The organism is Shimia sp. R9_1 (genome assembly GCF_017743775.1).
Lineage (GTDB): Bacteria > Pseudomonadota > Alphaproteobacteria > Rhodobacterales > Rhodobacteraceae > Shimia.
Map to the genome: position 1 here is coordinate 742,683 of NZ_JAGHRN010000002.1, position 22,297 is coordinate 764,979.

General features: G+C 58.6%; 17 protein-coding genes. 2 read left to right on the plus strand and 15 right to left on the minus strand.

Annotated features, from left to right (window positions below; all coding sequences use genetic code 11):
- Positions 1-28: 28 nt before the first annotated feature.
- Positions 29-895: a MurR/RpiR family transcriptional regulator gene (locus J7399_RS09910; protein ID WP_348539452.1), complete on the minus strand. Its 867-nt coding sequence runs from the start codon at positions 893-895 to the stop codon at positions 29-31.
- A 110-nt stretch (positions 896-1,005) separates the two neighbouring features.
- Here J7399_RS09910 and J7399_RS09915 point away from each other — a divergent pair, with 110 nt between their 5' ends.
- Positions 1,006-1,836 carry a 3-keto-5-aminohexanoate cleavage protein gene (locus J7399_RS09915; protein ID WP_247742823.1) on the plus strand — a complete coding sequence of 277 codons (831 nt, stop codon included), beginning with the start codon at positions 1,006-1,008 and terminating at the stop codon, positions 1,834-1,836.
- Positions 1,833-3,161, plus strand: a complete 1,329-nt coding sequence (locus J7399_RS09920) for an aspartate aminotransferase family protein (protein ID WP_209085710.1) — start codon at positions 1,833-1,835, stop codon at positions 3,159-3,161. The genes J7399_RS09915 and J7399_RS09920 overlap by 4 nt, the downstream gene beginning before the upstream one ends.
- Here J7399_RS09920 and J7399_RS09925 read toward each other — a convergent pair.
- The 14 genes from J7399_RS09925 to J7399_RS09990 form a co-directional block, all read right to left on the minus strand.
- The gene (locus J7399_RS09925) at positions 3,153-3,989 is read right to left on the minus strand and encodes an alkaline phosphatase family protein (protein ID WP_209085711.1); all 837 of its coding nucleotides are present in this window, start codon (positions 3,987-3,989) and stop codon (positions 3,153-3,155) included. The two genes, J7399_RS09920 and J7399_RS09925, sit on opposite strands and share 9 nt — an antisense overlap.
- A 141-nt stretch (positions 3,990-4,130) precedes the next feature.
- Positions 4,131-5,768 carry an ABC transporter ATP-binding protein gene (locus J7399_RS09930; protein ID WP_209085712.1) on the minus strand — a complete coding sequence of 546 codons (1,638 nt, stop codon included), beginning with the start codon at positions 5,766-5,768 and terminating at the stop codon, positions 4,131-4,133.
- Positions 5,765-6,580: an ABC transporter permease gene (locus tag J7399_RS09935; RefSeq protein ID WP_209077103.1), complete on the minus strand. Its 816-nt coding sequence runs from the start codon at positions 6,578-6,580 to the stop codon at positions 5,765-5,767. Before J7399_RS09935 ends, J7399_RS09930 begins: the two co-directional genes overlap by 4 nt.
- A 12-nt stretch (positions 6,581-6,592) precedes the next feature.
- A complete protein-coding gene (locus tag J7399_RS09940) occupies positions 6,593-7,549 on the minus strand; it encodes an ABC transporter permease (protein ID WP_209059410.1) in 957 nt (318 codons plus the stop codon).
- A 1-nt stretch (position 7,550) separates the two neighbouring features.
- Positions 7,551-9,134 carry an ABC transporter substrate-binding protein gene (locus tag J7399_RS09945; protein ID WP_209077105.1) on the minus strand — a complete coding sequence of 528 codons (1,584 nt, stop codon included), beginning with the start codon at positions 9,132-9,134 and terminating at the stop codon, positions 7,551-7,553.
- Between the two features lie 366 nt (positions 9,135-9,500).
- Positions 9,501-12,125, minus strand: a complete 2,625-nt coding sequence (locus J7399_RS09950; protein ID WP_209085713.1) for a nitrate reductase — start codon at positions 12,123-12,125, stop codon at positions 9,501-9,503.
- Positions 12,122-12,457, minus strand: coding sequence for a nitrite reductase small subunit NirD (gene nirD / locus J7399_RS09955; RefSeq protein ID WP_209085714.1), 336 nt, complete (start codon positions 12,455-12,457; stop codon positions 12,122-12,124). The genes J7399_RS09950 and nirD overlap by 4 nt, the downstream gene beginning before the upstream one ends.
- On the minus strand, positions 12,454-14,898 hold the full coding sequence (gene nirB / locus J7399_RS09960; protein WP_209085715.1) for a nitrite reductase large subunit NirB: 2,445 nt from the start codon (positions 14,896-14,898) through the stop codon (positions 12,454-12,456). Before nirB ends, nirD begins: the two co-directional genes overlap by 4 nt.
- A 2-nt stretch (positions 14,899-14,900) precedes the next feature.
- A complete protein-coding gene (locus tag J7399_RS09965) occupies positions 14,901-16,580 on the minus strand; it encodes an ABC transporter ATP-binding protein (RefSeq protein ID WP_209085716.1) in 1,680 nt (559 codons plus the stop codon).
- Positions 16,581-16,590: 10 nt separating this feature from the next.
- Positions 16,591-17,673, minus strand: coding sequence for an ABC transporter permease (locus tag J7399_RS09970; RefSeq protein WP_209059436.1), 1,083 nt, complete (start codon positions 17,671-17,673; stop codon positions 16,591-16,593).
- 202 nt (positions 17,674-17,875) lie between these two features.
- Complete coding sequence (locus tag J7399_RS09975; RefSeq protein ID WP_209077114.1) at positions 17,876-19,240, minus strand: CmpA/NrtA family ABC transporter substrate-binding protein; 1,365 nt, start codon at positions 19,238-19,240, stop codon at positions 17,876-17,878.
- 261 nt (positions 19,241-19,501) lie between these two features.
- Positions 19,502-20,677 (minus strand): CmpA/NrtA family ABC transporter substrate-binding protein, encoded by a 1,176-nt coding sequence (locus J7399_RS09980; RefSeq protein ID WP_209085718.1) that lies wholly within the window; start codon positions 20,675-20,677, stop codon positions 19,502-19,504.
- Entirely contained in the window at positions 20,674-21,258 is a 585-nt protein-coding gene (locus J7399_RS09985) for an ANTAR domain-containing protein (protein ID WP_209085720.1), read from the minus strand. The genes J7399_RS09980 and J7399_RS09985 overlap by 4 nt, the downstream gene beginning before the upstream one ends.
- A gap of 256 nt (positions 21,259-21,514) precedes the next feature.
- A complete protein-coding gene (locus J7399_RS09990; RefSeq protein ID WP_209085722.1) occupies positions 21,515-22,258 on the minus strand; it encodes an SDR family oxidoreductase in 744 nt (247 codons plus the stop codon).
- Positions 22,259-22,297 lie beyond the last annotated feature (39 nt).

Genomic DNA, 22,297 nt, shown 5'->3' on the forward strand with positions numbered 1-22,297 from the left:
GGTTTGAGTAATTCTAGTGTTGTTGTGGTCAGTCGTTCCAGAATTCGCCCAAGCTTTGGTTCCGGCGTTCTACGTCGCGGATACGGCGGCTTGCGTCTTCGCCTGACTGTGCGACCAACATGGCAATCATGGTCTCCAATAGAGACAGAGTCGCAGCATAGGACGAGAAGAATTGTGGACTATCTGACGGAACAATAAAGGGAAAAGTTGCAAACTCAATCGCGGGACAGGCGTGGCTGTCGCTGATAACGATGACCGTCGCGCCCGAAGCACGGGCGGATTCCGCCGCGCGCACCGCTTTTTTGGCGTAAGGCGTTTTGGTGACTATGAGGAGAACATCTTCTTTTGCCAGTGTGGACAACGCTGCGCCAAGAGAAGCGCCCATGCGCCCGGCAAGGGTCCAGTTGGTGGTGAAATAGTTGGCCAAATAAGCCATGTACTCGACGATCCCGGTCGAGCCAAAGGCACCAAACAAAACAACGCCTCTGGCGTTTTTTAGTGCACCAACGGCAGCTTTCAACCGATCTTGGTTCAGCTCTTCTCTGAGTTTTGAGATGTTCAGCCCGCAAGCAGCGGCCTGCCGGTCGAGCATGGATTGGTCGGGCTGAGGATCGCTTGTGAGCTGCTCAGCGCGATCCGCAAAAGACAAGGAGCGCTCTCCCACCGTTTCGCGGCACAGCTCGCGCATGTCTTCATAGCTGTCAAAGCTGAGGCTTCGGGCCAGCCGTGAAAGCGTGGCAGGCGAGACGCCGCTTGCCGCCGATACTGATCTGAGAGAGCGCGTGGCGACTTCCATCTGATTGTGCACGACGTAATCAGCCGCAGCCTTAAGCTTGACGCTTAAGCCAGCATAGCTTTCAGCAACCCGCTCTTGAAGACGGTTGGCGTTGCTCACGTGTCCCTCCTATTGACTCAGGTTATGCAGTTGTTTTAACGGATGTCAACAATTGGAACATTTGTTTCATGCGTTGCGATCCGTGAGCGTGAAGCAAAACGAGAGACCTCATGACTGTGCATTTGCCTGAAGAAACCTTGAACTGGCAGACAATGGCGCCGCTAAAGATAACCGTCGCCCCCAACGGAGCCCGGCGCGGACGGATAGATCATCCACAGCTGCCAATTACAACAGATCAAATTTCCAAAACGGCTAAAAAGTGTGCAGATGCGGGCGCTGACGAGATTCATCTCCACGTCCGCGATGACAGCGGTGCCCATTCTCTTGATGCCTGCCGCTATCGTGAGGCGATTTCTGCAATTGCTGAGACGGCGCCCGATTTGGGCATTCAAGTGACGACGGAAGCTGCCGGCAAGTACAATGTCGAAGAGCAGTTTTCTGCGTTGCAAGAGTTGGTTCCGCAGGCCGCGAGTGTGTCGGTACGGGAAATGTCGCGTGATATGGAACTGGCCCCCAGGGTTTATGCTTTTGTCAGAGAAGCAGGCGTTCAGGTCCAGCACATTTTGTACGACAGGAAAGATCTGGAACTGCTTGCCCGTTGGCAGAACGCCGCTGTGGTTGAGCGTAGCCAATCTGATGTTCTGCTGGTGCTGGGTCGCTATGCCCCGCCACGATTGGCCGAAGTTGCAGAGCTGGCACCATTTGCTGCTGGTGCCGCACAAATCGCTGATCGCTGGACGGTGTGTGCTTTTGGGCAAAATGAACATGCGGTTGCCGAAGCTGCGATCAAGCTTGGCGGGCACATACGCATCGGTTTTGAAAACAACATCCAACGCCCTGATGGCACGTTGGCGGAAGACAACGCGGAGAACGTTCGCCGCGCAGTAGATGCGGCGCAGGCTTTGGGCCGCCCGCTTTTGAAAGAGGTCACAGTCTCATGAGTTTTGTTTTTCCCCGGCACTCAAAGAAAACCTTGCCCACAGTGGCACGAGGTGAGGGGCCATTTTTGTATGACACCACGGGTAAAGCCTATTTCGATGGGTCCGGTGGAGCGGCTGTCTCTTGTCTTGGCCATTCTGATCCAGCTGTGACAGAGGCGATAAAGGCTCAGGTGGATACTGTCGCCTTCGCACACACTGGTTTCTTCACCTCAGAACCGGCGGAAGCTCTGGCAGAAAAGCTCGTGGCGAACGCGCCTGAAGGGCTGGATCGCGTATACCTCGTTTCAGGTGGTTCTGAGGCGATGGAAAGCGCGCTGAAGCTCGCGCGCCAATATGCGTTTGAGAAGGGCGAAGGGCGCCGCCGCCACGTGATTGCCCGGCGTCAGAGCTACCATGGGAATACGCTTGGTGCGCTCGCGACAGGTGGGAACCAATGGCGCCGCGCACCCTTTGCGCCGCTGTTGATGGACACCCACCACATTTCACCTTGCTATGCCTATCGCGGCCAAGAAACCGGTGAAACGGCTTTTGACTATGGCCAACGCGTCGCCAATGAACTTCAGGAGGCCATAGAGGCTCTAGGCGCGGAAAAAGTATTGGCTTTTGTCGCGGAGCCTGTTGTGGGCGCGACCGCGGGCGCGGTGCCGCCGGTTGAGGGCTATTTCAAACGCATCCGAGAGATTTGCGACGCCAACGGCGTTTTGCTGATTTTGGATGAGGTCATGTGTGGCATGGGGCGGACCGGTACGTTGTTTGCATGTGAGCAGGACGACGTCACTCCGGACATTTGCTCGGTCGCAAAAGGGCTCGGGGCCGGCTACCAACCCATCGGTGCGATGCTCTGCTCAGCCGAAATCTATGACACCATCCGGGATGGTTCGGGTTTTTTCCAACATGGTCACACCTACAATGGCCACCCGACCGCTGCGGCGGCGTCGCATGCCGTGCTCACACGCTTGGTGGAGGACGGTATTGTTCAGCAGGTTGCCCCTAAGGGCGCAAAACTGCGCGCTGCTCTTGAGGAGCGGTTTGGGCAGCACGCTAACATCGGTGACATCCGTGGCAGAGGGCTTTTCCTTGGTCTTGAAGTGGTGGCGGATCGCGAAACCAAGGCGCCCTTTGATCCTGCTCTTGGCATTGCGGCGAAGCTCAAGGCTGCAGCCTTTGAGGCGGGTTTGATCTGCTATCCCATGGGAGGGACAATCGATGGGCAAAACGGGGCACATGTGCTGCTTGCACCGCCGTTCATAATGGAAGATGCCCATATCCCATTGATCTGTGATGCGCTTGAGACCGCGTTTAATGCGGTGCTGCCCTCAGCCTAGGAATGGGGCAGCCCTCATGGTCTCCGGGATCTCAGCGCCAAGGCGCGACAGGATTGTGGGGGCCAGCTGCAGCTGATCGATAACCGTATCCGCTTCAGGGCCTTGTGCCTCTCCAAAGTAGTAGAGCGCGAACTCCTGCTGCAGTGGGTCGCGACCGCCGTGATGCCCGCGTGCATCTTGTCCGTGATCCGCCGTCACGATCACCTCATACCCAAGTGCGCGCCACTTCGGGATGAAGGGCGCAAGCATCTCGTCCATCACAAAACAGGCGTGATCCATTTCGTGGCTGTCGTGTTGGAAGCGATGCCCCATACTGTCGAGCGTACAGGTGTGTAGCATGCCGTAATTCAGGCCGCGCTTCAGGCAGAGGTTCGTCAGCGTCGCGAAAAGATCCACATCCGAAGGTGTCATCTGATTGGCCATGCCGTAGCCCGTCATGGAGTGAAAACGGCCATGGTTGATCGTTTCGCTTTCGGGCTCGTCATATTCCACATCGCGCACATAGTCGAAGGGGTGCCGGTTGAAGAACTCCGACCAGAACGAATGCGCGACTGCGCCGGTCACGCCACCTGACTTGCGCACCTGGCCAAATACATCTGGCTGTTTGATCCGAAATACGTTGCCATTGCCTGTGCAGCCGTGTTCCTGCGGCGTAACGCCTGTATGGATCGACGCGTAACAGCTTGCAGAGGTAGAGGGCAGAACGGAACGCATTTTCCACTTTTGGGCGGTGCCGTCTGCAACCCAACCTTCAAGGTTGCCAAACAGACGTTCCCAATTGCGCCAAGGCACGCCGTCCAGAATGATGAGCAAAAGTTTCCGGTCCATCTGAGTCTCCCTTTCCGTCCGGTCCACGGTCGCCAGTTCCGCTTTCAAGAACTATTGCAAATGCGACAATCTGGGTCCGGCTAATAAAAAAGGGCGACGTCTTGATGACATCGCCCAACTTTTTCATTTTGGCGTTTGGAATTAGTTCCCGGCGCTTTCCATTTTGCGGTGCGCTATGACGTCTTCCAGCCAGCCGAGTTTCATTTCCGGTACAGAGCTCAGCAAAAGATCGGTGTAGTCGTCAAATGGCGGGCTCAACACGTCGGTCTTGCCGCCGTATCTGACAACCTCGCCCTGATACATCACGGAAATCGAGTCCGCGATCGCCTTCACCGTGGCCAGATCGTGGGTGATGAAGAGATACGCGACGTCCTCGATCTTCTGCAGATCCAACAGCAGCTTCAGAATGCCATCCGCCACCAGTGGATCGAGCGCGCTTGTCACCTCGTCACAGATGATCATCTTGGGCTTCGCAGCCAAAGCACGGGCAATACACACACGTTGTTTCTGGCCGCCCGAAAGCTCAGCCGGATAACGGTCAATGAACTTCTCGCCCATTTCGATCTCATCCAGAAGCTCGATGATGCGCTTGCGCTTCTCTGCGCCTTTGAGACCGAAGTAGAACTCCAAGGGGCGTCCAATGATCGTCCCCACGGTTTGGCGCGGGTTCATCGCGACATCCGCCATCTGGTAGATCATCTGGAGCTCACGCAAATCTTCGCGCGAACGCCCATCAAGGTCAGGGGACAGGTCGCGGCCAGCAAAATGGATAGTCCCATTTTTGGGCGGCAAAAGCCCTGTGATCACCCGGGCCAACGTCGATTTGCCGGACCCGCTTTCCCCCACAACCGCGAGGGTTTGGCCGGGGTGAAGCTCGACGTTGATGTTCTTGAGAACGTCAAAGTTGGTACCTTTGTAGCGCGCGGTGATGTTCTGAACCTTAAGTACCGGCTCAGGGGTCGCCTCTTTCTCCTGATGGTCGATCGAGCGAACCGAGACGAGCGCTTTGGTGTAATCCTCTTGAGGATCGTTGATGATCTGATCAACAGGGCCATATTCGACCATGTCGCCCATCTTGAGCACAAGGATATCGTCGCTCACCTGCGCCACAACCGCGAGGTCGTGCGTGATATAAAGCGCGGCGACGCCCGTGTCTCGGATGGCTTCTTTGATCGCCATAAGCACGTCGATCTGCGTGGTCACATCCAACGCGGTGGTTGGTTCATCAAACACAACCAGATCCGGCTCCGGACAGAGCGCAAGCGCTGTCATACAGCGTTGCAGCTGCCCCCCGGAAACCTGGTGGGGGTAGCGATTGCCGATGTTCTCCGGGTCCGGCAGGCCAAGCTTGCGGAAGAGTTCAACGGCGCGCGCCTCGGCTTCCTTCTTGGAGAACTTGCCTTGAACCACGGCAGCTTCAATCACCTGATCCATGATCTGTTTGGCTGGGTTGAAAGAGGCTGCAGCGGATTGGCTGACATAGGTGACCTCACCGCCACGCAGGCTGCGAATGTCGCCGTGCCCGGATTTCAGGATGTCGCGGCCATTAACCCAGACTTCCCCACCGGTGATTTTGACGCCGCCACGGCCGTAAGCCATAGAGGCTAGGCCAATGGTGGACTTGCCTGCACCGGATTCTCCGATGAGGCCAAGCACCTTGCCTTTTTCCAGCTCAAAGCTCACCCCGTGCACGATTTCAATATCGTGTGGCTTTTCGCCGGGAGGGTACACCGTCGCGCCAATCTTGAGGTCTTGGACTTTTAGAAGCTTGTCGCTCATCCGCGGCCTCCTTTCAGCGATGTGGTGCGGTTCAGGATCCAGTCCGCAACGAGGTTGACGGAGATCGCGAGTGTGGCGATCGCCACAGCCGGATAAAGGGCTGCGCCGATGCCATATACGATGCCGTCAGCGTTCTCTTTCACGATACCGCCCCAGTCCGCTTGCGGCGGTTGCACACCGAGACCAAGGAAGGACAGCGTGGAGACGAAAAGCACCATGAAGATAAAGCGCAGGCCCATTTCCGCGATCAGCGGGGAGAGCGCGTTTGGCAGGATTTCGCGGAAGATGATCCAGCCGCGGCCCTCGCCACGGAGTTTGGCGGCTTCCACATAGTCCATGACGTTGATGTCGACGGCCACAGCACGTGCCAAACGATAGACGCGCGTGGAGTCCAAGAGACCCATGACGATGATCAGAACAGGAACGGTCACAGGTGTAACTGACAGCACCACAAGTGCGAAGATCAGCGATGGGATCGACATGATCAGATCGACAAACCGGCTCATGGCCTGATCTGCCCAACCACCAAGAACAGCGGCAAGGAAGCCGAGGACGGAGCCCGTGGTGAAGCTCAGAATGGTGGCTGCGGTCGCGATAAAGATTGTGGTGCGCCCGCCGTAGATCATACGGCTCAGCAGGTCGCGGCCGAGGTTATCCGTGCCCAGCAGGAACTCGCTGGAAGGTGGCAACCACACATCTCGGCTGACAATTTCAGCCATACCATAAGGCGCGATCCATGGGGCGAAGATGGCCACCAGGAAATACAGCGCGGTGAAGAAAAGCCCGATCAGGGCGGCGATGGGTATTCTCATCTGGAGACCTCCCTATTTCGGATGCCGCAAACGCGGATTTGTGACGATGGAGACAATGTCGGCGATCATGTTCATGCCGATGTAGACCGCTGCGAAAATCAAGCCGCAGGCCTGCACCACAGGAATGTCGCGTTTGGACACGTGGTCCACCAGGTATTGCCCCATGCCGGGATATGTGAAGACCACCTCGATCACCACAACGCCAACCACAAGGTAAGCCAGGTTGAGCATGACAACATTCACAACCGGCGCGATGGAGTTGGGGAAGGCATGTTTCCAGATGATGGTGAACATGCGCAGGCCTTTCAGCTCAGCCGTCTCAATATAGGCGGATTGCATCACATTGAGGATCGCCGCGCGGGTCATGCGCATCATATGGGCCAAGACAACAAGGGTCAGAACGGCAATGGGAATGCTGATGGTGTGCAGCTTCTCACCAAGGCTCATACTGTCGTTGATCGTTGTCACCGATGGCGCCCATCTCAGGCGAACTGAAATGAAGAAGATGGCCACATAAGCGATCAGAAACTCAGGGACGGAGATCGAAGCCAGTGTAACAGCGGAGATCATCTTGTCTGGCCAGCGTTCGCGGTAGCGCACGGCCAACAGGCCCAGCAAAATCGCGAGAGGCACAGCAATGATGGCTGCCCAGAACGCAAGGAACAATGTGTTCCCAAGGCGTCTGCCAATGGATTCTGTAATGGCCTTTCCGCTGGTCAAAGAGGTCCCAAGGTCGCCTTGGACAAGGCCGCCGAGCCAGTCAAAATAGCGTTGTACGGGTGGGTCATTCACGCCGAGCTCTTCGCGCAGGTTGGCGAGTGCCTCAGGCGTAGCGGATTGACCGAGAATTTGTTGTGCCACGTCCCCTGGCAAAATCAGCGTGCCAGCAAAGATCAGGATCGAGACGAGGAAGAGCAGAAGGAGGCCCAGCGCGATGCGCTGGGCCAAAAGTTTCAAAAGGAGCGACATATCAGGCGGTCACCCACATACGCTGTGCCGCGTAGCCGTTCATGAGCGAGAAGCCTGCAACGCCTTCGACCCAGCCGCCGAGCTTGTCGGTGTAGGCGTCAATGAAGTCGTTGAACATCGGGCAGATCAGGCCGCTTTCGTTGCGCACCATGGTGCCCATGTCTGCATACATCTGCTTACGCTTGGTCTGGTCAAGCTCCGCACGTGCGGCGATCAGCAGCTGGTCAAACTGTTCGTTGTTGAAGCGTGTGTCGTTCCAGTCCGCGGTGGACAGATACGCTGTGGTGAACATCTGATCCTGCGTGGAGCGGCCACCCCAGTAACTGGTGCAGAACGGTTTGCTGTTCCAGACTTCAGACCAGTAACCGTCGTTTGGCTCACGCTTGATTTCCAGCTCGATACCAGCAGCTTTCAGAGACTGCTGGAACAGAGCCGCAGCATCCGGCGCGCCGGGGAAGGAGTTGTCGGAGGTGCGCAGGAGAACCGGACCGGAGTGGCCGGATTTCTTGAAGTATTCCGCGGCTTTCTCCGGGTCATACTCGCGCTGCTCGATTTCCTGATACATCGGATACGCGGCGTTGATGGGCGTATCGTTGCCAACAGAGCCGTAGCCGAACAGGATCTTGTCGACCATTTCCTGACGGTTGATGCCGTGCTTCAGCGCCATCATCAGGTCCGGGTTGTCAAACGGTGCAGTGTTTGTGTGCGCGATAAACACATAGTGGCCGGGGCCTGCGGTGGAGGCGACAGTGATGTTTGGCGCGCGTGCCACCAGACCCGCGGTGCGCGGTGGCACACGGTCGATGATGTCAACCTGACCGGATTGCAGCGCGGCAACACGTGCGGTGTTGTCATTGATCACCAGCATTTCGATGGTCTGCGCGTGGCCGAGGTCACCCCAATAGTTCGGGTTCTTCTCCGCAACAAAGCGGACGCCCATATCAATCTCTTTCATGATATAGGGGCCGGTGCCGATGGCTGCGTCCGGTGCATCCTTGCCGCCGTTTGGCTGAATGATCAGGTGATAGTCGCTCATCAGATACGGCAGGTCGGCATTGCCATTGTTGAGCTCGATGATCACATTGCGGCCGTCGGCGCGGACGCCTTTGATGTCACGTAACAGGCCAAGCGCACCGGATTTGGTGTCCTCGCCGGAGTGACGATCAATGGTCGCTGCCACATCTTCTGCGGTCACGGATTGACCGTTGGAGAAGGTGATGCCGTTGCGAACGGTGAAGGTCCAGGTCTTGGCGTCGGCAGAAGCTTCAAAGCTCTCTGCGACTTTGCCCTGCAGGCCGCCATCGTCGGTCAATTCAACCAGTGGCTCGCCCCACATGCGGATCAGGTTCACGGCAACGGTGTTGGTCGCCAGTGCGGGATCCATGCTGTCCGTGGTGGAGCCGCCCTGCAGACCGATGCGCAATGTGCCGCCCTTTTGTGGACCTGCTGCATGAACTGCGGTGGACATCATTGTGTTGGCTGCGGCAGCGGATACACCAAGCGCGCCAGCACGACCCAGGAAGGTGCGGCGTGACAGTTTCCCCAACGCCGCCTGGCGGCTCAGGTACTTAAGTTCGTTGTTCATTTGGAGACTCCCATGCTGATTTTGTCGTTTTCTGACATGCTGCGATCCGAACGCGACTCAAAGCAAGGAAAATGTGGCAGGGCTGACAAAGTTTTTAGAGGGGCAAAACGCCCGCGAACTCTGTGAAATGGGGGGTATTCGAAAACCGGCCTTTTGCGCGCTGAAACCGACATTTTAAATGGCCATTTAAAAAATTGTAGAGTTCAGAGAGGTATGCGCGTCAGGCAATGTATCGCCGGTTTGGCCCTCGTTTGCACGCAAAACAGGCGAGTGTCGCCCCTGAAGTGTTGCTTTGTAGCCACAAAACCTGCGATCAACGCCTTTCGAGTTGACCGCAGATCGTGGATTTTTGGCGCGCGAAGGTGGCTACTCCGCCGCCACACTCCGTTGGGCCGATTGCAGCAGCGCGGCGAGTTCCGGCTTGCACGAACCACAGTTTGTGCCCGCCGAAAGCGCTACACCAATCGCGTCGACCGACATCAGGTTTTGCGTTTCGATCGCGCTCAGAATGGTGTTCACCCCTACACTGAAACACGCACAAACAGTTGGGCCGGGATCGGGTTGTTCCGCGCTTGGCCGGCCAAGCAACACAGTTTCGCTTGTGGTGCCCAGCTGACTTCCTGCGAAACCTCGGGAGACCGAAACGGGGCGGTCACTAACAAACAAAGCGCCGATCAGGACGCCATCTTTGTGAAGCGCAATGCGCGCTGAAACACGGGATGTGTCCAAAACGCTGGAGATTTCCGCATCCGGTGCCTCAAACAGCGCACGGGCGTAGCTTTCCCAGCACTCTGGTGTGTCTTGATGCGCCAGCTCATATTGCCAGCCAGCTTCGACGCGCGATTTGGCCCAGTAGTCTGAATTTGGCTGAAGCTCGCGCTGAGACACCGCAAACCCATACCATTTGGGCGCGAAGGGATGAATGGCCACTTTGGCGGCCTTGCTGTCGGGCTGCCCGGAAAACGGATCTGTTTTGGGCGTCACAACATCAGAAATGCGCCCGCTTGGAGCGGTTGTGGCGGTCCAATGTATCGGAGCAAAGACATCTCCCTTTGCCACACGATCCGTGATCAAAACGCGCAGGATGGAGTGTCCGTGCGCATTGCTGAGCGTCGCCAGATCTGCAGCCCTCAAACCAAGCGCAAGCGCGTCTTCTGGATGTACCTCCAGAAACGGCTCGCCATAGTGCTGGTTCAGGCGCGACGCTCGTGCGGTGCGGGTCATTGTGTGCCACTGATCGCGAATGCGCCCCGTATTGAGCCGAAATGGCGCGTCCCTTGATGGCTCTTGTGAAGCGGGTTGCGCGACAGGAAGCATATTGGCCCGCCGCGTTGGGGTGAAGAAACCACCATGTTCAAACAGGCGCTCTGAAGACATCTTATCTGCCGGATACGGCCAGCGCGTGGGCTGCAGAGCGTTGTAGCCTGCGTCGGACAAATCCGTGAAGCCAGAGATGTCGAAGTCTTTGCCTTGTGCCGCGGCAATCCCTGACAAAGCTGCATGTTCGCGGAAGATTTGTGCGGGTGTTTCAAAATTGAACGCCTCAGCAAACCCCATGCGTTGGGCCACGCCGCAGATCGCCTGCCAATCATGACGAGACTCTCCCGCAGGTGGCAGAAAGCCGCGTTGGCGGCTGATTGTGCGATCGGAGTTGGTGACGGTGCCGTCCTTTTCGCCCCATCCCGTCGCGGGTAACACCACGTCCGCCAGTTCGGCGGTGTCGGTGTCCCCAAACATATCGGAGACCACAACAAAGTCGCATCCGGCAATGCTGGCGCGCACCGATTTGGCATCAGGCATGCTGACGGCGGGATTTGTGCACATCACCCAGAGAGCCTTCACCTTGCCCTCGCCAATCGCACGGAACAGATCGACGGCCTTAAGGCCAGCTTTTTCCGGAAGTGTCGGCGATTGCCAGAAGTTTTGCACGACCGCGCGATGATCGGCGTTTTCGATGTCGAGATGGGCCGCGAGCATGTTTGCCAAACCACCCACTTCACGCCCGCCCATGGCATTGGGTTGCCCGGTGACAGAAAGCGGCCCCATGCCTGGTTTGCCAATGCGTCCCGCGGCAAGGTGACAGTTCAGGATCGCATTGACCTTGTCGGTACCGTGATCTGATTGATTCACACCCTGGCTAAAGACGGTGACGGTTTTTTCGGTTGTCAGCCAGAGCTTGACGAAAGTTTCGATGTCATGCGCAGACAGGCCTGTTGCCTCAACAGATGAACCGCTCGCCGCGTCCAGTGCTTTGTCAAAGCCAGCAACGTGCCGCCCGACGAAGGACGTGTCTACCACGCCTTGTTCGTAGGATTTCTGAAGAAGGTGGTTAAACAGGGCGACGTCTGTGCCGGGGCGCAAGGCGAGATGCAGATCGGCAATGTCACAGGTGGCTGTGCGACGCGGATCGACCACCACCACTTTCATCTCCGGACGTTCCGCCTTCGCGGCGGCAATCCGTTGGTAGAGAACCGGGTGACACCACGCCAGGTTTGAGCCGGTCAGAATAATCAGATCCGCCAGCTCTAGGTCCTCATAAGTGCCAGGAACGGTGTCTGTGCCAAAGGCGCGCTTATGGCCTGCCACGGTCGAGGCCATGCAGAGCCGCGAATTCGTGTCGATATTGGCCGTACCCATGTAGCCTTTGATGAGCTTGTTGGCGACGTAGTAATCCTCCGTCAGCAACTGACCGGAGACATAAAACGCCACGGAGTCGGGTCCGTGCTCGGCGATGGTTTTGCGGAATTTCTCCGCGACAAGATCCAGTGCGCTGTCCCAGCTTGCCGCCTCTTTGTCGATCAGGGGCGTCAGCAGCCTCCCTTCGTTGGAAACGGTTTCTCCCAACGCAGAGCCCTTTGAGCACAAACGCCCGAAATTGGCGGGATGCTCAGGGTCACCCTTGACCGCGAGCGCCCCATCCTCCGTTGGTGTCGCCAAGACCCCACAGCCTGTGCCGCAGTAAGGGCAGGTGGTGCAGACAGTCTGGCTCATTCCGCAGCCACACCTGTTGTCAGCGCGCTGGCATCCAGCAAGACACGTCCCTCAACAACCTGCGTTGCATAGGTGGCGATCTGACCTTCGTCCGCTCCCTGCGCTTCACCGGTTTCCAAGGAAAACACCCAGTTGTGCAGCGGGCATGTGACCTTCTTGCCGTGCACGATGCCTTCCGACAGGGGGCCGCCTTTGTGCGGGCAGCGATCTGAGGTGGCAAAGACCTCGGCGTCGTTGGTGCGGAACACCGCAACACAGCCCACGGCCGTTTTGACGATACGTGCCCCGCGCAAGGGAATGTCGGTCACGTCACAAATGTCGATCCAGCTCATTCCGCAGCCTCCAGTGTCAGGTTTGCAATCGGTTGATAGGTTTCCGCCTTCTCACGCGCATGTTCTGCCCATGGATCGGTGCGGAAGACGGATTGGGAAATCTCGAACCGTTCGGCCAGCGCCTTTCGGTTCTCCAGATCATCCACAATCTGCTCCTTGACCCAATCAAGTCCGACCTTGTCGACCCATTTCCAGATACGATCCAGATATTTAGCGTTCTCGCGGTAGATCTGCGTCATGGCAGAGATCACCTCGATGGCGTCTTCCTCGGAGGCCACCTTGCAAAGCAGTTGGGTCTCTTTGACTTCCATGCCCGCAGCACCGGCAACAGACACTTCGTAACCTGAGTCCACGCAAATCACGCCAATGTCCTTGCACGTAGCCTCCGCGCAGTTGCGAGGGCAGCCAGAGACAGCGAGCTTGAGTTTATGGGGCGTCCAAGATCCCCAGAGGTGCTTTTCAAGCTTGATGCCAAGCCCTGTGCTGTCCTGTGTGCCAAAGCGGCAGTGATCTGTGCCGACGCAGGTTTTCACCGTACGCAGGCCTTTGGAGTAGGCATGTCCAGAGACCAGCCCCGCTTGGTTCAGATCAAACCAGATTGCAGGCAGGTCTTCTTTCTTCACGCCAAGCAGGTCGATGCGCTGGCCACCGGTGACTTTGACCGTTGGCACGTCAAACTTATCCGCCGCATCTGCAATCGCGCGCAGCTCGTCTGGGGTGGTGATCCCGCCCCACATGCGAGGCACCACCGAATAAGTGCCATCTTTCTGAATGTTGGCGTGGTTGCGCTCGTTCACAAAACGGCTTTGTGGATCATCCGCATAGTCCAGCGGCCAATCCGCCAGAAGGTAATAGTTGATCGCGGGGCGGCACACGTGGCAACCGTTTGGCGTGCTCCACCCCAGTTCCTGCCAAACGGCCGGTTGGGATTTCAACTCGCGGGACTTTATCAAGCGCCTCACATCCTCATGTGTGAGGTCGGTGCAGCCGCACACCGATTTGGCCGCTGGCATGACAAAATCATCACCCAGAGTGACCGAAAGCACTTGCTCCACAAGCCCGGTGCAGGTTCCGCAGGACCCGGAGGCCTTTGTCACTGCCCGAACGTCTTCCAAAGTGGTCGCGCCATTGCCGATGGCGTCCACGATCTGACCTTTACATACGCCGTTGCAGCCGCAGATTTCTGCGTCAGCCGGTAAGGCTGCAACGGCCGCCATAGGGTCCAGGGAGTCGCCCCCCTGATAGGCTGGACCAAAGATCAGCGTATCGCGCATCTCAGAAATGTCTTCGCGGTCTTTGATCAGCCCGAAGAACCAGTTTCCGTCTGCGGTATCGCCGTACATCACCGCGCCAACGATGCGGTTTTCTTCAATCACCAGACGTTTGTAGACGCCGCGGGCCGGATCACGGAACACGATGTCTTCGCGCCCCTCGCCATCGGCAAAATCACCGGCGGAGAAGAGATCGCAGCCGGTGACCTTAAGTTTGGTTGCCACCTCTTTGTTCACAAAAGCGGCCTCTTCACCGAGCAGTGTTTTGGCAAGTACCTTGGCTTGGTCAAAGATTGGCGCCACGAGGCCAAAGACATCGCCGTTGTGCTCAACACATTCACCAAGCGAGAGAATATGCTCGTCAGAGGTGAGCATCTGATCATCCACGTGGATGCCGCGACCGGTTGCGAGTCCGGCGCCAGAGGCCAATGCGACGGAGGGGCGGATGCCCACTGCCATCACCAAGAGATCACAGGGCAATTCGTTGCCGTCATCCAGCAGCAGCGCTTTGACTTTGCCGTTTTCGCCAAGGATTTCCTTGGAGTTGGCAGAGCATTTGACGGTGATGCCTTTGTCCGCGAGTGCCTTGCGCAGCAGATAACCTGCCGCCTCATCAAGCTGGCGTTCCATCAGGTGGCCCATGATGTGCACCACGGTCACATCCACGCCGCGCAAGGCAAGACCTGCGGCAGCTTCCAGACCCAGCAGACCGCCTCCGATCACCACAGCTTTGGCGCCCGGTTTTTCGCCTAGGGCGATCATGGCGTTGGTGTCTTCCAGATCTCGGTAGGCAATCACGCCGTCCAGATCATGACCGGGGAGCGGGATGATGAACGGGTTGGAGCCGGTGGCGATGACCAGCTTGTCGTAAGGCAGCACGTCGCCGGTGTTTGAGGTCACGGTTTTGGCAGCGCGGTCGATGTTCACAACCTTCTCGCCAAAGCGGCAGGTCACGCCGTTTTCCTCATACCACTCAGCAGTATGAGTGACGATCTCTTCAAAGCTCTTGTCTCCGGATAGGACAGGAGAGAGCATGATGCGGTTGTAGGTTCCGCGTGGTTCGGCGTTGAACAAGGTGACGTCATAGGCGTCCGGCGCTTGTTCAAACAGGTGCTCAAGAGCGCGGCCCGCGGCCATGCCTGCACCAATGATGATTAGTTTCTGTGTCATATTCACTCCGCAGCGATGGCTTTGGCAACTTTGGGCTTTGGTTTCGCGCCGTGTTCATATTCCTCAAGGAAATCAAGAACGTCCTGGCGGTAACGGTAATAGTCCGGGTGCTCGAGCAGCGCCTGACGGCTGCGCGGGCGGGGCAGATCCACATCGACGATCTTGCCGATGGTGGCCTGTGGGCCGTTCGTCATCATCACCACGCGGTCTGCCAGAAGGATGGCTTCGTCCACATCGTGGGTCACGCAGATGGCGGTCACCTTGGTGCGGTCCCAGACTTCCATCAGAACCTCCTGCAGCTCCCAGCGGGTGAGACTGTCGAGCATCCCGAAAGGCTCATCCAAGAGCAGCAGTTTGGGGGAGAGGGCAAAGGCGCGGGCGATGCCGACGCGTTGTTTCATGCCGTTGGACATGGAGTGCGCCGGGCGGTCCATGGCGTCTGCCAGTCCAACACGCTCCAGATAGTATTCCACCACGTCCTGACGTTCGCCCTGACTTGCCTTCGGGTAGACCTTGTCCACGCCAATCGCGACGTTCTCTTTGGCGGAGAGCCAAGGGAAGAGGTTGGGGGATTGGAACACCACGGCGCGTTCCGGATCTGCGCCTTCAACGTGGCGACCATCCAGACGGATACCGCCTTTGGAAATGGCGTTCAGACCGGCGGCCATGGTCAGCACTGTGGACTTGCCACAGCCAGAGTGGCCGATCAGCGAAATGAACTCACCGCGTTGAATTTTAAGGTCAAAATCCTCCACCACGGTTAGCGGACCTTTGGGGGTGGGATAGATTTTATGCAGTTGGGAGAAGTCGAGGAAGTTGTGGTCGATCATACCCTTCTGGGCATCTTTGACCGCCGCAGGCACGCCGTGGATCGGGGTCACGTCAGGCAGCACTCTGGAGCCTTCGGCCTTGGCTTCGATGCCCACGTCCATCAGGTATTTTGTCACCTCGGCACGCAGCTTTTTGAAACCTTCGTGGTGGTTCATTTCCATCCGGTCACGACGACGCTCGATGTTCACCTTGAACTCGCGGCCCAGCGTGCCGTCAGGGTTCAGCGCGATGATGCGGTCGGCCAGAATGATGGCTTCGTCCACATCGTTGGTGATCAGCACGCAGGTCTTTTTCTCAGCGTCCCAGATGGCTTCGATCTCATCCGCCAGATTGGCGCGGGTGAGGGCGTCAAGCGCGCTAAGGGGTTCATCCAGAAGCAAAACTTCGGGGTTCATGGCCAGCGCGCGGGCGACGTTCACACGCTGGCGCATGCCGCCGGAAAGCTCTGCCGGGCGTCGCGCGGTGGCGTGGCTGAGGCCCACCATGTTGACGTAATGCGCGACCTTCTCTTCCTTTTCTGCCTTGGGCATTTTCGGGAAGACGCTGTCCAGTGCGAGGCGGACGTTGCCGTTCACGGTGAGCCAGGGCATCAGCGAGTAGCTTTGGAAGATCACGCCACGTTCCGGGCCGGGGCCGGTGATGGGTTTGCCCTTGAAGCTGACGGTGCCTTTGGTGGGCATCTCAAGGCCCGCCATGAGGTTGATCAACGTGGATTTGCCGGTGCCGGAGAAGCCCAGGAGAACGAGGAACTCGCCCTCCTGCACTTCGAGATTGATGTCCTTGAGCACATGGGTGGTGTGGGTGCCTTCCCCGAAGCTCTTGGAAACATTTTCAAATTTCAGAACACTCATCTGTTTGACCTCACCGGTTTGCGCTGAAGGTGAAGAGCGACTGGATCGCGTACATCAGGCGGTCGAGCAGGAAGCCGATGATGCCGATGGTGAAGACGGCGACCATGATTTTGGCGAGTGAGCTGGAGGAGCCGTTTTGGAATTCATCCCAGACAAATTTGCCGAGACCCGGGTTCTGGGCAAGCATCTCTGCGGCGATCAGAACCATCCAGCCAACACCGAGCGACAGGCGCAGGCCGGTGAAGATCAGAGGCAGGGCAGAGGGCAGCACCAGCTTGGTGATTTTGGTCCATGTGTTCATCTTCAGAACCTTGGAGACGTTCACCAGATCCTTGTCGATGGAGGCCACACCCAGAGAGGTGTTGATCAGAGTTGGCCAAAGAGAACAAAGGGTTACGGTGATCGCGGAGGTCAGGAAGCTCTTGGAAAACAGGCCGTCATCCACGGTGTAGGTGGCGGAGACCACCATGGTCACGATGGGGAGCCATGCCAGCGGAGAGACCGGTTTGAAGATCTGGATCAGCGGGTTGATGGCGGCGTTGGCGTAGAGCGACAGGCCCGCCATGATGCCCAGAGGGATCGCAATGGCGGAGCCGATCAGGAAGCCAAAGAACACAGTTTTGATCGAAGTCCAGATTTGATCGTAGTAGCTGGGGCTGCCTGTGTACTTGATATCTTTGACTTTTTCCGGCTGGCCGGCGGCGATGAACTTGGCGTTGCGCTTTTCGACGCGCTCCATGAATTTCGCTTCTTTGGCGGCCTTGGCCTGGGCGTCTTCGTGCAGATTGACGGCTTCGGTCCAGACTTCTTTGGGGCCGGGCACCGCGCCGAGGGAGGTTTGCACCTTGGGGGCGAGGTTGCCCCAGAGCACCAGAAAGACACAGATGGCGAGCAGCGGTACGCCCAAAAGACGCCAGATTTCAGTGGCTTGGGCCTTTGGGTTGTCGCCTGCGGCGGCTTTCAGGATCGGGGTGATGAAGCTCAGGCCGAGGACTTGGAACCAAGCGTCGGCCTTGTTGATGCGGGTGAAGAGACGGGCGCGCTTGGCTTCGCGGTCTTCCTCAGCAATGGATTGGGGGTCGATTGTGGTCATGGATATGTCCGTGGCTTTGCGTGGCAGCTTTGAGTGGCTTGGGGCGCTGTTGCGTGAATGGTTAACGGCGAAATGGCACGTCGGTATTGCGTCGGTATCGCGACTGTTTCGCGTAGGTGGAAAAACGCGGCACGGGCAAAACTTAATCGCCCGTGCGTTGCGTCGCCGGAAAGGGGAGCGATCCTTCCGGCGACGGAGCCGATCAGCCCTGTACTTCGGTGCCGACGACGCGCTGGTCGCCTTTCAGACCGATGGGCAGGCTGTCGAGGTAAGCGTTCGGGGTGCGGCCGTCATAGGTGATGCCGTCGATGATATCCTCAGCCGGGGTCGGCGCTTTGTAGCCGTCGCTGTCCCATGGGAAGTCGGCTTCGTTGGCGAGACCTTCATCCACCAGCAGGCGGGCGGCTTCGAGGTAGATCGCAGGCTTGTAGACAGACTTCGCCACTTCGTCATACCAGCTGTCCGGCTTGGCCTCTGCAATCTGGCCCCAGCGGCGCATCTGGGTCAGATACCAGACCGCGTCAGAGTAGAACGGGTAGGTCGCGTTGTAGCGGAAGAACACGTTGAAGTCCGGCACGTCGCGCTTGTCACCTTTTTCATATTCAAAGGTGCCGGTCATGGAGTTGGCGATCACGTCATAATCCGCGCCCACATATTCCGGCTGGCTGAGGATGCGCACGGCTTCTTCGCGGTTGGCGTTGTCGTTTTCATCGAGCCACATGGCGGCGCGGATCAGGGCCTTGGTCACGGCCAGCGTGGTGTTTGGATATTTCTCGGCAAACTCTGCGTTCAGGCCGAAGACTTTCTCCGGGTTGTTCTTCCAGAGTTCGTAGTCGGTGATCACAGGCACACCGATGCCTTTGAAGACGGCCTGCTGGTTCCATGGCTCGCCCACGCAGTAGCCGTAGATGGTGCCCGCTTCCATGGTGGCCGGCATCTGTGGTGGCGGTGTGACGGAAAGCAGAACATCCGCGCCGATCTGGCCGGTGATGTTTTCAGGGGAGTAGTAGCCTGGCTCCAGACCACCGGCGGCGAGCCAGTAGCGCAGTTCGTAGTTGTGGGTGGAGACCGGGAACACCATGCCCATGTTGAACGGCTTGCCCTCAGAGGTGTATTTCTCGACCACCGGCTTCAGCGAGGCTGCGGAGATCGGGTGCTGTGGGCGGCCATCGTCCATCAGCGGCACGTGCGGTTTCATTTCTTCCCAGATCTGGTTGGAGACGGTGATGCCGTTGCCGTTCAGATCCATGGAGAAGGGGGTGATGATGTGGGCTTCGGTGCCGTAGCCGATGGTGGCAGCGAGGGGCTGACCTGCAAGCATATGCGCGCCGTCCAGTTGGCCGTCGATCACACCGTCCAGAAGAACTTTCCAGTTTGCCTGTGCCTCCAGCGTGACAAACAGGCCTTCGTCATCGAAGTAGCCCTGCTCATATGCCACGGCGAGCGGCGCCATGTCGGTGAGTTTGATGAAGCCGAACGTCAGCTCGTCTTTCTCAAGTTCCAGTTCGGCCATGGCCGGGGTCACAAACATGGTCGTGGCCGCGAGGATGGAGGCAATGCGTTTCATCTAGACTGTCCTTTTGTTTGCCCTGTTGGAGGAGATGGGCGGGGAACGAAAAAAGCCGCTGACCAAGAGACCGCGGGAGGAAGTGCGGTGTCAGGTCGAGCGGCTTTGCTCAGAGTGTCCCCGGCTTCGGGGGCTGATTTTACGGAACGCCCTTGTTCCGTCTTGAGACCATTTGGCGGATCACGGCGCGTTGGCTCAAGCGCGAATCGCCGGTTTCTTGCTGCGTCGCCGCATGACGCGGGGTGATTGCTTATTTTTTAATCACTCAGGGTGGGCCGGGTCGAAGATGCGCCCGTCAAAGAAGCGATCCGGCCCAAGGGTGAGCGGCCCATTGGTGGCCTTCATCGCGGTTGGATGCGCCAGCGCGCCTTCGCATTTTTCAGAGGCCGCAGGCAGCACTGCGCCCAAGGGGGCGAGGTGGCGGCGGTAGAGGTCGGAGCGGAAGACCGAGGCTGCGGTGGCGGCGGATTGGGCGCGGTCCAGCCCGAAGCGGGCGGCCATGCGGGTGCCGATCCAGGCGGCCTGACTTTTCCATGGGAAGGTGGCGGCGCTGTCAAAGAACTCCAGCATGCGCGGCACGCAGTGGTTGGCGGCGCTTTGGTGGGTGAGCATCTGGCCGCTGAGCGCGCGGTCGAGAATTTCGGCGGAGACGTCGAGATATTCTGGCCATGCGAGGATGTCTGAGGCGGTGGAGCGTTTCGCCGGATCGGCGAGCCAGCGGCCCGCTTTCCAGACCGCGCGCATCAGACGGCCGGTGAGATCATCCTCGGCCTGCGCCCAATCGCGGCGCACGGCGAGCACTTTTTCCGGGGTGAAATTCCAGATCGCGGCCCCTGCGAGCAAAAGCCGCCCGCCGCCCTGTTCCACGGTGATGGAGCCCCAAGGCTCGCCCACGCAGAAGGCGTCGATCTCATCAGCGGCAATGGCTTGGGCCATCAGCGGGGGCGGGATGATCCGCATGTCCAGCGCCTCGGGCGTGTTGAGACCGGAACTGGCCAGCCAGTAGTGCAGAAGCTCCGCGTGCATGGAAAACGGGAACGGCACACCGACGCGCAGGGTGCGGCCCAGATTGGCAAGGGCCTGACCGGCCTGCGCGGCATCGAGAAAGTCAGGCAAGGGATGTTTGGCGGAGAGCTCTGCCGCCAGCGCGTTGGAGACGCCGATGGAATTACCGTTGACCGAGAGCACGCAGAGCGCGTCGAGCTTGGTGGGCACGCCGCCCAGACCCAGCGCCATCGCCACAGGCACCGGGGCGAGCATATGGGCAGCTTCGATCTGTCCGAGCACCAGCCGGTCGCGCAGGGTGGACCAGCTAGGCGCGCTTTGCAGATGAAGGGAGAGGCCCTCTTCTTCGGCAAAGCCCAACTCATGGGCGACGATCAGCGGGGCGGCATCGACAAGCGGCATGAAGCCCACAGAGAGCGGCAGGGTTCTCATGACAGAAGCTCCGATGCGGTCACAAGGGCTTGGGCGACATCGACAATTTTCTTGCCCTGGCTCATGGCGGTTTTGCGGATGAGGGCGTAGGCTTCTTCTTCTGGCAGGCCGCGCGCGCGCATCAGAATGCCTTTGGCGCGGTCGATGATCTTGCGTTCCTCAAGGGCGCGTTTGGTGGCGGCGAGCTCGTTGCGCATGCGGGCAAACATGTGAAACCGGGCGATGGCGGCATCGAGTACAGGTTTGACGCGGTCGGGATGCATGCCGTCGACCACATAGGCCGACACGCCCGCCTCGATGGCCGCCTTTGTCAGGCTGTCGTCTGAGCGGTCCACAAACATCGCCACCGGACGCTCCAGCGGCGAGGAGGCCAGGGTGAGCGCGTCAATCGCGTCGCGGCTGGGGTTGGCCACATCCACCAGCACAAGATCGGGGTTCAGCTCGGCCACAGAGCGGGCCAGGCCGGTGGATTCAGAGAGCACGCGAATGTGGTGGTCTCCGGTTTCGGTCAGGCTGTCGATGATGGCTTCGGCCCGATGTTTGTCGGGCTCCACGATGAGGATGGTGAGCTTGGCTGTCACGGGTGGCTGTTTCCGGGGCGGCTGTGGCGGTTGCCCTGTGATAGTGCCGCAGTGCAGCGAAGGGCCACGCAGGGGAGGCCTGCGCGGCGGGTGTGACGCAGTGTGCTGCTTGGTTTTTGGGCGTATTTGGTTCGGTTTGATGTTTTGTTGGGCGCTTTTAGCAGTTTGCGTTTGATTTGAATCGCTTTTTCGCTGCCTCTCCCATGCGGTCGAACGCGAAAAGCGATCCGCTTACCTCAGTAAAACGCAAACTGCTTTAGATACAGCGCCCGCCGTCGACCTCCATCAGCGTGCCGGTGATCATTGAGGCCTCATCAGAGCACAGAAAGGCGGCGGCGTTGCCCATGTCTTCGGGTTGGGAGAAGCGGCCAAGCGGGATGGTGGAGAGGAATTTGGCGCGGATTTCAGGGGTGTCCTCGCCCATGAAGGACTTCAGGAGCGGGGTTTCCCCTGCCACGGGATTGAGCGCATTGACGCGGATGCCATGGGGGGCGAGTTCGACGGCCATGGCTTTGGTGGCGGTGTTCACCCAGCCTTTGGAGGCGTTGTACCAGTTGAGGTTGGGGCGCGGAGAGAGGCCTGCGGTGGAGGAGATGTTGAGGATCGCACCTGCCGCGCGGGATTTCATATGGGGGATGAGCGCCTGGGCGATCAGGTAGATGGATTTGCAGTTCACCGCGAAGACGCGGTCAAAATCGCTCTCCGTGACTGTCTCCATCGGGGCAGGCAGATGCGTGACCCCGGCGTTGTTCACCAGAATGTCGATCTGGCCCCAAGCGCCAAGCGCGGTGTTGATCATGCCTTGCACGCTGCTGGCATCGGCCACATCCACGGTGCAGGGGGTGGCGTTTTCATGCTCGGCGGCTTTGGCACTGGCGGCATCGCGGTTGATGTCCGCCACCAGCACCTTGGCGCCTTCACTGAGGAATTTGTCGACGATGCCCGCGCCAAAGCCCTGGGCGCCTCCGGTGATGATGGCGGTTTTGTTGTGAAGGCGCATGTGTTGGTCCTTTTTATCTGGGCCGGGCAAAGAGAGATG

Coding starts and splice junctions, on each gene's coding strand:
- J7399_RS09925 (WP_209085711.1), bottom strand. CDS start 3,989: ATGGACCGGAAACTTTTGCTCATCATTCTGGACGGCGTGCCTTGGCGC.
- J7399_RS09975 (WP_209077114.1), bottom strand. CDS start 19,240: ATGAAACGCATTGCCTCCATCCTCGCGGCCACGACCATGTTTGTGACC.
- J7399_RS09940 (WP_209059410.1), bottom strand. CDS start 7,549: ATGTCGCTCCTTTTGAAACTTTTGGCCCAGCGCATCGCGCTGGGCCTC.
- J7399_RS09920 (WP_209085710.1), top strand. CDS start 1,833: ATGAGTTTTGTTTTTCCCCGGCACTCAAAGAAAACCTTGCCCACAGTG.
- J7399_RS09980 (WP_209085718.1), bottom strand. CDS start 20,677: ATGAGAACCCTGCCGCTCTCTGTGGGCTTCATGCCGCTTGTCGATGCC.
- nirD (WP_209085714.1), bottom strand. CDS start 12,457: ATGAGCTGGATCGACATTTGTGACGTGACCGACATTCCCTTGCGCGGG.
- J7399_RS09950 (WP_209085713.1), bottom strand. CDS start 12,125: ATGAGCCAGACTGTCTGCACCACCTGCCCTTACTGCGGCACAGGCTGT.
- J7399_RS09930 (WP_209085712.1), bottom strand. CDS start 5,768: ATGAGCGACAAGCTTCTAAAAGTCCAAGACCTCAAGATTGGCGCGACG.
- J7399_RS09970 (WP_209059436.1), bottom strand. CDS start 17,673: ATGACCACAATCGACCCCCAATCCATTGCTGAGGAAGACCGCGAAGCC.
- J7399_RS09990 (WP_209085722.1), bottom strand. CDS start 22,258: ATGCGCCTTCACAACAAAACCGCCATCATCACCGGAGGCGCCCAGGGC.
- nirB (WP_209085715.1), bottom strand. CDS start 14,898: ATGACACAGAAACTAATCATCATTGGTGCAGGCATGGCCGCGGGCCGC.
- J7399_RS09915 (WP_247742823.1), top strand. CDS start 1,006: ATGACTGTGCATTTGCCTGAAGAAACCTTGAACTGGCAGACAATGGCG.
- J7399_RS09965 (WP_209085716.1), bottom strand. CDS start 16,580: ATGAGTGTTCTGAAATTTGAAAATGTTTCCAAGAGCTTCGGGGAAGGC.
- J7399_RS09945 (WP_209077105.1), bottom strand. CDS start 9,134: ATGAACAACGAACTTAAGTACCTGAGCCGCCAGGCGGCGTTGGGGAAA.
- J7399_RS09935 (WP_209077103.1), bottom strand. CDS start 6,580: ATGAGAATACCCATCGCCGCCCTGATCGGGCTTTTCTTCACCGCGCTG.